This is a genomic window from Marinifilum flexuosum (assembly GCF_003610555.1).
GTDB lineage: Bacteria > Bacteroidota > Bacteroidia > Bacteroidales > Marinifilaceae > Marinifilum > Marinifilum flexuosum.
Genome location: NZ_RAPQ01000010.1, coordinates 80,034 through 94,185 on the forward strand (window position 1 = coordinate 80,034; position 14,152 = coordinate 94,185).

Here is a 14,152-nt window from a genome sequence, read left to right on the forward strand (position 1 = left end):
CAAACTGTATTGGAAATGGGAATAGAAAATAAAAAGTCGGCACTTAGCGCACCGACTTTCTTATATTATAAATCAGGATTAATCAGAATATCCCTTGCCGGAATCGGGAACAGGTATTTATCCTCTGTAATGGTTGACGGATCAAAATCACTGCGCTCATCGGCATGATTCATATTTGCCTCTTTAACCATTTTACGACGAACCAAATCGTGCCAACGCTTCATTTCGAACGCAAACTCCCAGGCACGTTCCTGAAGTACCACTGCATCGAACTCTTCTTTGCCAGCACCGGCAGCTAGCTTTTGACTTTCTACTTCACTTCCCAGGTAAGCACGATCCTGAACCTCCCACAAAGCTGCATAAGCTTCAGCCGATGGAGATCCTTCTGCCAGGTTGGCTGCTTCAGCATAAATTAATAATACATCAGCATAACGGAAAATCGGGAACAAACAGTTCGAAGTAGCTTCTTTCCAGGTAGCACCACCAATATCTCTGAATTTAGCAATGAAAGGGTGTGCTTCCACAGAGTTCTCCCACGAGAACCATTTAGACTCAGGCATCAGGTTCCCCTTCTTGTCATATTTAATGGTTTCATAAATGGTCCATTCCTTACGGTTATCATTAGGATAGTTACGAGCAAACTCTTTTTCTACAAGAACTTCTCTCCAACCGCCTTCATCCTTACCACGGAAAGCCTTGTTTCCAAAACTACCATAGTTTCGATTTGAAGCAAAATCAGTATAAAACGCAAAAATGTGTTCACTTTCAGAAAGTCGATCTTCATAAGTCCAAAGGGTAGAAAAATTATTTTCCAATTGGTAATTTCCTGCGTCAATCACCTCTTTTGCCTTAACAGCAGCCTTTTGGTAGTATTCAGCACCTTTCTCCAACGGCCAACCTGCCATGTGAAGATATACATAGGAAATCAGAGTCTTTACAGCTCCCAAGGTAGGACGTCCTTTTTCAGCCTGCGTTGCTGGCAATGTCTTTTCTGCTTCCAAAGCATCAGCCAAAATAAACTCATACACCTCTTCAACAGACGATTTTGTTACATTTTGTGCATCGCCGCCATTCATTAACTCTTTTACAATTGGCACTTCACCCCAGTAACGCACCAGGTTGAAATAGGCAAAAGCTCTCATAAATCGAACTTCGGCAATACGATCCTCTTTTAACTCATCTGACATTGGAATCTCCTGAATTCTATCCAGATTATTCAGTACATTGTTGGCAGCACCAATTCCTCGGTACAAAGCCTTCCAAACCATTTCCAGATCATTGTTCTCGGTAGAAACTTCGAAATCATCGAATTCAAGCAGTCTTTGCTTGTTCAAGCCTCGCGTTGAAGTAATATCATCAGCACCACAATTCAATCCCCAGCCTCTTCCACTTAAACCACTCAAGCGACTGTTATCCTTATAGATGTAGGTGTAAATAGGGTAAATTGCAGCATCTAGTTCCTGCTGTGTGGAAAAATAGTTGTCCGGACTTAAAAGGTATGCATCCTCTTCCTCCAGAAAATTACAGCCCCCCAACAGGCCCAAGCTAATTACCAAGCCAAAGCCAATATTTAATTTATTTATAAATCTTTTCATTTGATTATCATTTATCTTCAATTGCCAAATGGAAGCCTAAAGGAAAATTGAGCAAGCATTTTCCATATTCAACTCCATAGCTTCTGAGTTTTATTTAAAAAGTAAGGTTAATACCAAAATTAAACACTTTAGCCAAAGGATATGGAGCACGGTCAAAACCTACAAGGTAGTCAGTATTATTTGCCCCTCCAGGGTTATTCACTTCAGGATCGTAACCTCTGTAATCGGTAGATGTCCATAAATTCTGTCCACTTACAAACACACGCATCTTTTCAATGTTATAACGCTTTAGTACCGATTTACTAAATGTATAACCCAATGAAATATTGCTTAAACGGATATAAGATCCATCCTCTACAGTTGCAGATGAATTATCCAGATAAGAAGTTTTATAAGTCGTGCTAAATGCAGGAATTGAATTGCTTGGATTTTCAGGAGTCCAACGGTTCTGAATATCAACATTTGTAGGGTCTTGATTTCCCCAACCCATTGAGCGGCTATACACTTCATTCTTGATATCATTTCCGAATGTACCTGTAAACAAGATATCCATATCGAAATTTTTATAGGTGAATGAGTTTGACCAGCCCATATTCCATTTTGGATATCCATAACCAATAATCGTACGGTCGTCAGCAGTAATAGACTTGTCATTATTCACATCAACAAATCTTGCATCACCAGGCTTGTTACCATATACCGCTGCCTGATCAGCTTGATCTTGCTGCCATACACCGTCAAATTTATATCCATAAATCAAACCTAAAGATTTCCCTTTCTGAATCAATGCAAGTGCATTATTCTCTCCCATGATGATCTTTTCAGAATCTCCCAAATCCATCACTTTGTTTCGGTTGATACTCACAGTAACATTACTACTCCACTTCAACTCGCCAAACGAATGATTTGTTCCCAGGTCAAATTCAATACCCTTATTCTCAACCTCTCCCAGGTTCTTGAATTCCGATTTGAACCCTGTGTAGTAAGGAACAGCCACTTCCAACAACAAATCTTTTGTTTTCTTATAGTAGTAATCAGCAGTTAATGACAACTTTCCGTTGAATAATACAATATCGAAACCAAAGTCTACCTGAGTGGTTTTCTCCCACGATAGGAATGGATTATTTGAACGAGCAGGAGCAATTCCTACACTAACTCCAGAACCATCAATAGGATAATTTACACCTGTGCTCATTAAACCTTTAGACTGATATGGAGCAGTAGCCTGAGAACCTGTAACACCAAAGCTGGAACGCAATTTCAGGTTATCAAGGAAATCCAAATCTTTCATAAATGATTCCTCAGACAGACGCCATGCGAAAGATCCACTTGGGAAATATCCCCATTTGTGATTGTCAGCAAACTTCGACGAACCATCAGCTCTCATGGCAAGAGTCACCAAATACTTGTTATTGAATACATAGTTTAAACGTCCTAAAAATGACATTAACTGCCAATCAACAAAAGAAGAAGATGGCGACAATGGCTCTTTACCCAAAGACACATCATAAAATCCATTTTCAACATCAAAATTTTTCACTCCCAAAGCTGAAGCTTGTGTCTTCGAACCAGTTTGCTCATTCACAAAAGTAAAGTTGATTTTATGTTTTCCAACTTGATTCTTATAGGTTAAGATATTGGTATTCTGCCAAACAAATTCCTTACGGTTATTAATATTGGCTCTACCATTGTCTCCTTCACCAGCGTAAAGATTCACACTTGAATACATGTTAGAAACGTAATCTCTGGTGCTATAACCTCCAGATACTCTCACATTCCATTTATCATTGATTTGATAATCGAAATATGCATTGATATTTTGCTTCACGTTATCGATGTAATGGTTTTGCTCCTTATAGTCTGCTACCGGATTCGATACCGTTGCAAAAGATGAACGTGTATAATTTCCCTCCTCGTCGTAAATAGGAAGAGTAGGCTCCATGGTAATGGCATCATTAGAGATAGATCCGTTTGGCCAGCTCAACTTGTGAGGTCTGTCCTTACTAAGGATTCCATTGATACGAACCCCCATCTTCAACTTCTCAGAAAGATCTACATCAACATTAGCACGATAGCTAAATCTCTCATAGTTTGAATTTTTAAGAATCCCTTCCTGATTCAAATACTGACCAGAAAACAAGAAATTGAATCCATTCTTTTTCCCACTTACCGATAAATCATGATTGTGAGTCAAAGCTGTACGATACACCTCATCTTGCCAGTCTGTACCACCATTTCTTTTGAAATTCTCAATTTGCTCAGCAGAATACTCTTCAGCGCCTCCTGTTTGAACACGTTTTTGGTTGATTACCTCAGCATAAGAAGCCGCATCCAACAAATCCATTTTATTTGCTAATTGCTGAACTCCCATGTAACCATTGTAGCTCACCTGCATTTTTCCATCTTTTCCCCCTTTTGTGGTTACAAGAATTACCCCATTGGCGCCTCTGGAACCATAAATTGCAGTTGCCGATGCATCTTTCAACACCTCCAAAGATTCAATATCATTCGGATTCAAATCAGAAAGAGATTGACCAATAAAACCATCCACAATTACCAAAGGAGCATTGCTACCATTGATAGAATTTGTTCCGCGAATTCTAATTTTAATATCTCCACCAGGAGCGCCACTGTTCGACTGAACAGAAACTCCAGATAGCTTCCCTTGCAGCGCCTGACTTACATTTGGTGTTTGGATGTCCACAATCGATTCCGCTGAAACACGAGAAGTAGCCCCAGTCAGGTCACTTTTGCGCATGGTTCCATATCCAATGGCAACCACTTCATCCAATCCCACATTATCAGCCTGCAACTCAACATTAATGCTTTGCTGAGTTCCTACTTTAACCTCCTGTGTTTTCATCCCAACAAAAGAGAAAATCAAAATATCCTCAGCAGTAGGGACAGTCAATACATACTTTCCATCTAAATTGGTGGTAGTACCAATAGAAGTTCCTTTCACAATAACGGAAGCTCCAGGCACTCCTAATCCATCTTCAGCCAATGTAACGGTTCCGGTAACGGATCGTTCTTGTGCTTGTAGAAATTGTACCCCTACAATAAAGAGGCATACAAACAGTCCAATAGTTTTTTTCATTAGATCATAAATTGTTTAGAGCGGTAGATGGCATCCAAATCATCAATACATAATTTGAATACTTCTCTAACCAGGTTTAGTAAAAGCAAGTCATCACAAATATTCTACTCCCAAAGACAGTTTTTGAAACCATCAAAACGTTTCCGTCTGCTTCATTTCAGAATATTTGTATAACTTATAGTTTCGCAAACGAATGCATAAATGTATGATCAGTACAAAATGAGCCTTTATAATTTTGTTCAAAACATTTCCAAAATCATTCAAGAAGCAAAAACAAACCGCTTACAGCCTGATTATTGGATGATTTGAGCATATGGTTGGATAATAATGGATGTTGTTTTTCACATAAAAAACAACAATCCTCTTTTAAGATAAACAGCTGTTAAAATTATGTTGGTGCTGAAAGCAAGTCTGAACATCGTCTGAAATAACCAAACAAAACTTCAGAAAAAGAAAAACCGCATTTTTAAAGGCTTGGCAATTACTTCTATTCAAATTACAGCGTCTCCAAGCGAATTTGGCGATCACTTTATGCGCATAAGGTGTTGTTCACCAAATTACCATTAACTACTTCCCTGCCGTTCTGTTAGGCTTTTTTTGAAATTAAATTTCAATTCCTGATGATAAACTGAGTCGGATGAAAACCAGATGCAATACTAAAAGGAAATCCGATTTACCTGTAAAAAGAAAATCCCATACTCTACAAGAGTGCGGGATTTTCCTTGAATTCTATTTCAATCTATTCATTTTCTAACTTAGGATCTTCTCCTTTGGCATACCTCGATGGAGAAATCTTAAAATGATCGCTAAAGCATTTGCTAAAATATCGGGGCGTTGTAAAACCTACCGAATAGGCAACCTCAGAAACACTCACGCCCATTTCCGATCGGAGCATTACAGCGGCCTTTTTCAATCGACTACTCAATATGAATTCATTCGGAGTTTGCCCTGTAATTCCTTTTATTTTGGCATATAAACTTGTACGTCCCAAGCACATTTCCTGTGCAAACTGGTTGACATCAAACTTAGAATTATCGAGATTCTCTTCAATCACCTTCATGGCCTTCTCCAAAAGCTCAGCATCCAATGAATTGGAAGTAATGTTTCTCACCCCAATACCTGGATTTATTCTGAACTTATCTTGCAGCAAGGCTCTTGATTTGATTAGGTTTTTACATCTCGCCTGAAGCAGTTTCATATTGAAAGGCTTGGTAATGTAATCATCGGCACCAATCTCCATTCCTTCAATTTTATATTCCAAGGCATCTTTAGCAGTTAAAAGGATGATTGGAATATGACTTGTATTCAAATCCGTCTTTAATTTTTCGCACATCTCAGTACCCGTTAATACAGGCATCATCACATCACTAATAATTAGGTCGGGCTGTATTTCAATGGCTTTCTCCAAGCCTTTCTGTCCGTTTTCAACCCCAATTACCGTGTAATGTTCGGCAAAGGAAGAGCACAACATATCGCGCACTTCAAAATTATCTTCCACGATTAACAAAGTCGGATTTGTTGATAAGCCAGTTGTTTCAGGCAATTTACTGTCTGATTCCTCCATCTGATCGGCAAGTATTTTTGTATTGGAACTAAGTTCAAATTCGAACTCTTCGTCCCAAATAACATTTTCGTCATCGAAATGCTCTTTCCCCTTAGGCAAGTACACTTCGAAACAAGAACCCTCGTCGGCTTTGCTATCAACCTTTATTTCGCCTCCATGAAGGTCTACAATCCCTTTTGTTAGCGCCAATCCGATTCCTGATCCCAGGTGTTGATGTTTTTGCTGGCTCAAATGGTCAACCTGGTAGAATCGATCAAAAATCTTATCCAAATATTCCTCAGGCATTCCTTTTCCAGAGTCCATTACTTTCACAACCACCTGTTTTTCCAAGTTATCCAGCAACAGGTACACAGAGCCTCCATCGTCGGTAAATTTAAAGGCATTGGAAAGCAAGTTAAAAAGTACTTTCTCCAACTGCCTTGCATCGAACCACAAGGGAATACTGTCCTGATGACATACCAGTTTAAAACTGATATCTCTTCGTTGTGCATACTCTTTAAAAGAGTCATATATACTATTGGTAAATTCTACGAAATCATGCTCATTCACCCTTAATTTCACATATCCAAGCTCCTGTTTTCTGAACTCCAACAACTCATCAACCAGGTTCTTCAATCGATAGGAATTCTTAAATGCAACCAAAATTTTATTGTAAATTTTGGGAGCGATGCCCGATTCATCCAGCAGTCCTTCCAATTGGCCCAGGATCAATGTAAGGGGCGTTCTAAACTCGTGAGATATATTGGTAAAGAATCTCAATTTTGATTGATTCAACTCTCTGATTCTTTCCTTGTCAACCTGCTCCTTTTTCAAATTTTCTTCCAAAATGGCTTTTGAAATTAATACTCGGTTGATATAAATTAAAATACTGGCAACAAATGCCAAATACAGCAAGTAAGCCCACCATGTATTGTAAAAAGGAGGATCAATTTCAATATCCATTTGTGCCATTGGCCCGTGCGTACCGTCTCGATACACCTCTCTTACCATAAAGGCATAATCTCCCGGAGGCAAATTGGTATAGCTCACAGTTCTTCGGTATCCCGCATCTACCCAGTGTTTATCAAAACCTTCCATTAAATACTGGTACTGCGATTTGTTTGCTTTCAAATAATTGAATGAAGTAAAATCGAAAGAGATTACGCTATGTCTGTGATTTAGGTTGATTTTCTCAGTAAAAGGCAATGTTTTGCTTAAAATCTCACTCTCATCACCCACATGTACCACTTTGTTGTTTACTTTTAAGGCAGTAAAGTAGAGAGGATGGCTAATACTTTGACTTTGCAATTCCTTCTCCCAAAAGGAAACCATACCATGAATTCCGCCAACAAAGACTTCTCCATCTGAAGTAATATACAATCCTCTTTCATTGATTTCACCAAGCGGGAAACCACTTTCGTAGTCGTAAGCTCTGAATACTTCCTCTTCAACGTCGAACTTACTAATCCCTTTACTGGTAGCAACCCAAAGAAATCCGTATCTCGATTCTGTAATCCCATAAATAAAATCAGACGGCAAGTCATAATTCTTGCTAGAGTATACTTTGAAACTATCATCTTCGGGCAGATAACGATTCAAGCCTCCACCAGAAGTAGCAATCCAAATTCGTCGCATATGATCCTGGTAGATCTGATAAACGAAATCACTACTTATATTGGCATGCTGACTATCTCTTCTGTAATTCTTAAGATCTCCTGACTTTACATCAAAAACACTTAAACCTTTTGTTTCTGAACCAATCCATAATCTGTCATTCTTATCGAGTAGCAAAGCAAGGATTTTTTGCCCTACCAGCTGCCTTTGTTCCTCGTCTTCGAAGAAATCAGTAAACCTTTCCGTTATGGGATCGAACAATACCACTCCCTGGTTGGTTCCAAGTATTAGTTTCTTTTTATAAGGGATAATAGCTGAAATGATGTTACTAGGGATGGAATATGACTGCTGATCGTTTTTTAAATACTTTTTGATTCGGCCGGTTTTAATATCCAGAACATTAAGACCTCCCATATGCGTTCCTATCCACAAGCTATTGTCATTATCTAAATATAAACTTTTGGCATTGTTATTTGATAAACTTTTAACACCTTCCCCTTTGGTGATATAGGTAAAACGTTTTTCCTTTCTATCGTAGAAATTCACACCTCCCCCTTCTGTTGCAATCCACAGATTCTTTTCATCGTCCTCTAACATCGATCCCACAACACGGTAATTGATAGACTTGTTATACTCGGGATCAGCAACAAAATATCTGAATATATTGGTTTTAGGATTATAGATATTCACCCCACCAAAATAGGTTCCAATCCAAATACTCCCCTCATGGTCGCGAAACATGGTATAGATTGAATTATGACTAAGGGCATTGGGGTTTTTATCAGACTGGTAATAATTGGAGAACTTCTGACTTTTTGTGTCCAAAACACTAACACCAAGGAAAGTTCCAATCCAGATTCTCCCCTCACGATCTTCTGAAATATCACGAACTACATTGTGAGCTAAGCCTGTATTTTGAGTATGGTGTTGTAATACCTTTTCTTTATAGATTTCATATACCCCATTGTTCTTTGTTCCTACCCAAATGGTATCTGTTTTACTTTTATAAATACAGGAAACTTCATCTTTTAATATGGTCTTAAGGCTCCCATTGTTCACTTGACTAATCAAGAGTCCTTTGTCCTTCATTCCCAAAAAAAGATCTCCATTATCGTCCTCATAAATCTCAACTACACTGTTCTCTTCTGTATGTATATCCTTAACAGGAGTAAATTCAGATTTTGTTTCATCTAATCGAAACAATCCGATATTAGTTCCCACCCAAATGTCTTTTTTGCCAATGAAAAAGCAATTTACATCCTCATGAGGGTAGTTAATCAACTCGTCAGTCTCAATGTTATAAGTTGATAAACCTTCCTCTGTTAAGATCCATATTCGATTTCTGGAATCAAATTGCAGATCCCGGATATTATTCCCCAAAATACTATTGGGATTCTCTCTCTCATGACGAAACACATCTATTTCGTAACCATTATACCTATTCAATCCATCACGTGTCCCAATCCACATGGTACCCAGATGATCCTGCTCAAGTGCAGTTACAGATATTTGCGACAAACCATCTTTCAAATCAATATGATCGAAATAGATATCCTGAGCCTGACAAATCAAGATCTCCAGCAAAAAAACGAATAGAAGAAAGGTTTTTTTCATAGGTTACAGGTGTTTTTTGACAACAAGATTGAGTCTTTCTTGTTGCAACAAATTAAATCATTTCCTAGCGCATTCAAAAATTAAATAGACCGGTATACTTATCTGATATACTGCTATTAAACATTACCACCAACAATTTTCACTTTATCTATTTAACAGTCTCAAGTTTTACTTGATAAATTCTATTAAATAGATCTAAAAAAAAGGCAAAGTCGATTCCAATGAATGCAACTTTGCCTTTAACCAAACAGATTAACAATTATTCAATCGTCAATTATAAAATTATTGTGAAGCTATTCGCTAAGTTGCAAATCCTCGTTCAATGGTTTCAATTTAGGTAACATTAAATGTATGATTCCTAGGATTACAAGGTATAGTAAACCTGCAACCAGGAACATCCAGAAATAGAATGAGTTTCCTGAAGAATCCAATCCAGTACCTAAAGCAAAGTCAACCAACATACCTGCAATGGCACCAACCATTCCACCTATACCGACTACAGAAGCTACCGCTTTTTTAGGCATTACGTCTGACACAAGGGTAAACAAGTTTGCCGACCAAGCTTGGTGACCTCCAGAAGCCAGAGCGATTAAACTTACTGCAATCCAAACATTACTGGTTAATGCTGCAAAGGCAACTGGAGCAATACACAATGCGCAAATCAATAAAGAAACCTTACGTGCTGCGTTCAAATTCCATCCTCGATTGATAAAGAACTTGGACAAGTATCCACCACCGATACTACCAAAATCAGCTACCAAATAAATAACTACTAAAGCTCCACCTAATTCTTTAATGCTATCCAATCCAAATTTTTGTTTGAAGAAAATTCCACTCCAAAACATAAAGAAGAACCAAACTGCATCGGTAATTTTACCTATAGCAAAAGCCCATGTTTGTCTTAGTGGCAATACACGAGACCATGATAATTTCTCAGCCTCTTTTTCAACATCTTTGGTTTCGTTATCTTGTAAAATATACTCTAACTCCTCTTTTGATACTTTTGGATGCTCTTCAGGTTTCTTATAAGTTCTCAACCATAGCGTAACCCAGATAGCACTAAATGCACCAGTCACTAAAAAGGCAAACTGCCAGTTGTCACCGTTAGAAGCAACTACTAAAGGAATAATAGCAGGAGCCAATACTGCTCCTACATTAGAACCTGCATTAAAAATACCTGTAGCAAAAGCACGGTCTTTCTTTGGGAACCACTCAGCAACCGTCTTCACCGCTGCAGGAAAGTTACCAGCTTCACCGATACCTAAACCAAATCTGGCACCAATAAAGCCAACCAATGCAAATGCAGGACGCACTGCTGCATGAAGCATACCAAATATACTCCAGATGGCAATAGATAATGTATATCCAATCTTGGTTCCAAATCGATCGATTACACCACCCATTGATACCATACCAATTGCATAAGCAGCCTTAAATGCCATATTGATGTACCCATAATCGGCGTTACTCCAATGGAATTTCTCCATTAAAGTTGGGCCTAATACTCCCATAATACTGCGATCCATATAGTTAATGGTTGTTGCAGCAAAGAGTAAGGCAAGAATTCTATATCTGTAGTTTCCTGCCGGCTTTTCTAAACCTGTTCCACTCATATTAATTTCTTTTAACGAGGTTATTCTCCTCAGGTTATCTCAATTTCTTAATAATTTCGAATGCTTTGGCTGTAGCCTTTTCAATTGCTTCGTAATCGAACGAACCATCTGCTTTTTTAATCATCAGCTGTGATCCCATTCCTACGCAATGAACTCCTGCATCAAACCAGGCTTTCAAATTCTCCTCATCAGGCTTCACACCTCCTGTTGGCATAATTGATGACCATGGGAAAGGACCTTTAACAGCCTTAACGAATTCCGGTCCACCAACCTGAGCACCAGGGAAAATTTTCACTACTTCAGCTCCCAGCTCTTCTGCATATGAAATTTCAGTAAGGGAACCACAACCAGGAGACCAGGCAACCTTTCTGCGATTACATACTTTTGCCATTTCTGCATTCAGAATTGGAGAAACTACAAAGTTAGCTCCCAACTGAATGTACAATGAAGTTGTTCCTGCATCAATAACAGAACCAACACCCATCATCATTTCAGGACATTCTTTAGCTGCCCATTTATTTAGCTCTGCAAAAATTTCATGAGCGTAATCACCACGATTCACGAACTCAAATAATCTTGCACCACCATTGTAGCAGGCCTTAACCACCTGCTTACACACTTCTATATCTTTGTGAAAGAAAACAGGAATCATTCCTGTCTCTTTCATCTTTAAAGCAACTTCTATTCTAGTAAACCTTGCCATTCCAATCAATTAGTAATTAATAATGAACAATTAATAATAGCTAGCGAGCTACACGTCCTGAAGCATCACCGTCCATTAGTTTCTCAACTTCTTCAACAGTTACCTGGTTGTAATCACCATAGATGGTATGTTTCAAACAAGAAGCTGCTACAGCAAAATTCAAGGCTTTCTGATCATCATTTGGCCATGTAAGCAATCCGTAAATCAATCCACCCATGAATGAATCACCACCACCAACACGGTCTACAATGTGTGTAATCTGGTAAGTATTGTTGGCTTTGAACAATTCCTTTCCATCATACAAAACTCCCGACCATGAGTTATGGTTTGCATTGATTGATCCACGTAAAGTTGTAATTACCTTTTTACAACGAGGGAATTGCTTCATGATTTGCTGAGAAACAGAAAGGTAAGCATCAGCTTCTACGTGACCTCCTGTTACATCAACACCTTCTGGGTGTATTCCCAACACCATGGCTGCATCTTCTTCATTACCCAGAACAACATCGGTACCAGCAACCAGCTCAGGCATTACTTCACCAGCTGATTTACCATACTTCCAAAGATTCTTACGATAATTCAAATCACAAGAAACGGTAATTCCTCTTTCGTTTGCGGCTTTAATCGCCTCCAAACAAACATCAGCTGCGCCTTGCGAAATTGCAGGAGTAATACCTGTCCAGTGAAACCAACTTACCCCTTCAAATACTTTCCCCCAATCGATCATTCCTTTCTCGATTTGAGAAATTGCAGAGTGTGCGCGATCGTAAACCACTTTACTACCACGGCTTACAGCTCCGGTTTCCAAAAAGTAGATTCCCAAACGATCACCACCATAAATGATATCATCAGTGTTTACACCATATTTTTTCAAATCCATTTCACAAGCACGTGCAATGTCGTTCTTTGGTAAACGAGTCACAAAGCTCGATTCAATACCATAGTTTGCCAAAGAAACAGCCACGTTCGCTTCACCTCCACCATATGTAGCAGTAAACGATGATGCCTGTGAAAATCTTTCATATCCCGGTGTTGCCAATCGCAACATGATCTCTCCAAAAGTAATTACCTTATTACTCATCTCTATCTATCTTTTCCTTATTATCTATTTTACACTTACCACAATTGGTGAACTCAACTCTTCAGCTTGCTTCGCCATAAGGCTTTTGAAACTTTCCTTTTTTGCCCAGTTTGCATTTTCTTTTTCCCACACTGCAAAAAAGTAATGTGTAGCTGCTTTATTATTCGAAATCTTCTGAGTTACGAAGTGAGTTTCTCCAACTGGTTGATTCCATCGGCTGCCTTTTATTACCTCTTTTGGCAATAAAGGAGCATCCCCTGTTCTTACTTTCTTAGCAGATTTCACAAGAATTCCCAATCCAAGGAAATCCTCATTCATTGATTGTTTATCGTGAGTAGCAACACCTGTGAATTCTTTGTTCGCTTCAAATTCAAATGGCTTTTCCTCTTTCAAATAACTGGTAACAATACCTGTTGCCAATTCAGCTTCATCGTCAAGACCTTCAACTGTAACATCACTTTGGAACCAATATTTTCCAGCCCAAATAGAGATTCTTTCGGTAGCACTTAACATCTTACCATCAACATTCCAACCTGATAATTTCAAATCAAAAATAGAACGCACAGGACCTCGTGATACAAGCTGAAATTCGAAACGCTCAACGCTTCCCAATCGATAAAGAGAATCTTTGTGAAACATTGCTAAACCACCAGCTCCCAACGAAGGACCAACGTGCAATACATCCATTCCCCAATCTGATAATTTGTGGTAAGAACCACTTGTTTTGGTTCCAATTTTATTCATCACCATTTCAGAAGACAGCTTACCGAATAAATCTTTTGCATTACGACAGTCGAAGTAGTTACGGAATCCCATAATGTCATTTTCCCAGCTTACACTTTCCGCCTGATATTTTACAGGAACACCAGTATATCCTTTTGGAGAAACTGCCTGATCAACACCTTCAAATCCTTCTTCAATACTACCTTCACCCAAACGAACATTGGTACGGATGGTATATTGTGGAACTTCATTTAACGAAACCAATTTTACTTGAGGACGTTTGGTTTCATTTGAGGCAAAATTGCTAACAAATACCAACTCATCCCAATTTCCATCACGGTCCAAATCATCAACCTGTGATGGTATATATTTGCCATCGGCTCCTAATACAACAGGAACCTTATCGGCAGGAATTTCACCTACTAATTTCTTTACATCTGCCCTGCTGATTACAACAGGTGCATCCGTTCTATTTTCAAGCAATTCATTTTTCAACTCTAAGGATGGAGTTGTACAGGACTGAAAAACAAAAGCCAAGGCAGCAACAACAAAATATCTTTTCATGGTCT

General features: G+C 38.7%; 7 protein-coding genes. All 7 read right to left on the bottom strand.

All coding sequences use genetic code 11. The features are described from left to right. Positions 1-65: 65 nt before the first annotated feature. The 7 genes from BXY64_RS13680 to BXY64_RS13710 all read right to left on the bottom strand — a co-directional run bounded on the left by BXY64_RS13680 (position 66) and on the right by BXY64_RS13710 (position 14,147). Positions 66-1,595: a RagB/SusD family nutrient uptake outer membrane protein gene (locus tag BXY64_RS13680; RefSeq protein ID WP_120240572.1), complete on the bottom strand. Its 1,530-nt coding sequence runs from the start codon at positions 1,593-1,595 to the stop codon at positions 66-68. 94 nt (positions 1,596-1,689) lie between these two features. Then, complete coding sequence (locus BXY64_RS13685) at positions 1,690-4,692, bottom strand: SusC/RagA family TonB-linked outer membrane protein (protein WP_120240573.1); 3,003 nt, start codon at positions 4,690-4,692, stop codon at positions 1,690-1,692. Between the two features lie 739 nt (positions 4,693-5,431). Then, positions 5,432-9,463, bottom strand: a complete 4,032-nt coding sequence (locus tag BXY64_RS13690; RefSeq protein ID WP_120240574.1) for a hybrid sensor histidine kinase/response regulator transcription factor — start codon at positions 9,461-9,463, stop codon at positions 5,432-5,434. 293 nt (positions 9,464-9,756) lie between these two features. Further along, entirely contained in the window at positions 9,757-11,076 is a 1,320-nt protein-coding gene (locus BXY64_RS13695) for an MFS transporter (RefSeq protein WP_120240575.1), read from the bottom strand. Between the two features lie 34 nt (positions 11,077-11,110). After that, positions 11,111-11,779, bottom strand: a complete 669-nt coding sequence (locus BXY64_RS13700) for a bifunctional 4-hydroxy-2-oxoglutarate aldolase/2-dehydro-3-deoxy-phosphogluconate aldolase (protein ID WP_110360516.1) — start codon at positions 11,777-11,779, stop codon at positions 11,111-11,113. Positions 11,780-11,819: 40 nt separating this feature from the next. Beyond that, positions 11,820-12,860: a sugar kinase gene (locus BXY64_RS13705; RefSeq protein ID WP_120240576.1), complete on the bottom strand. Its 1,041-nt coding sequence runs from the start codon at positions 12,858-12,860 to the stop codon at positions 11,820-11,822. A gap of 24 nt (positions 12,861-12,884) precedes the next feature. After that, entirely contained in the window at positions 12,885-14,147 is a 1,263-nt protein-coding gene (locus tag BXY64_RS13710) for a DUF4861 domain-containing protein (protein ID WP_120240577.1), read from the bottom strand. Positions 14,148-14,152: the final 5 nt, after the last annotated feature.

Coding starts and splice junctions, on each gene's coding strand:
- BXY64_RS13680 (WP_120240572.1), bottom strand. CDS start 1,595: ATGAAAAGATTTATAAATAAATTAAATATTGGCTTTGGCTTGGTAATT.
- BXY64_RS13685 (WP_120240573.1), bottom strand. CDS start 4,692: ATGAAAAAAACTATTGGACTGTTTGTATGCCTCTTTATTGTAGGGGTA.
- BXY64_RS13690 (WP_120240574.1), bottom strand. CDS start 9,463: ATGAAAAAAACCTTTCTTCTATTCGTTTTTTTGCTGGAGATCTTGATT.
- BXY64_RS13695 (WP_120240575.1), bottom strand. CDS start 11,076: ATGAGTGGAACAGGTTTAGAAAAGCCGGCAGGAAACTACAGATATAGA.
- BXY64_RS13700 (WP_110360516.1), bottom strand. CDS start 11,779: ATGGCAAGGTTTACTAGAATAGAAGTTGCTTTAAAGATGAAAGAGACA.
- BXY64_RS13705 (WP_120240576.1), bottom strand. CDS start 12,860: ATGAGTAATAAGGTAATTACTTTTGGAGAGATCATGTTGCGATTGGCA.
- BXY64_RS13710 (WP_120240577.1), bottom strand. CDS start 14,147: ATGAAAAGATATTTTGTTGTTGCTGCCTTGGCTTTTGTTTTTCAGTCC.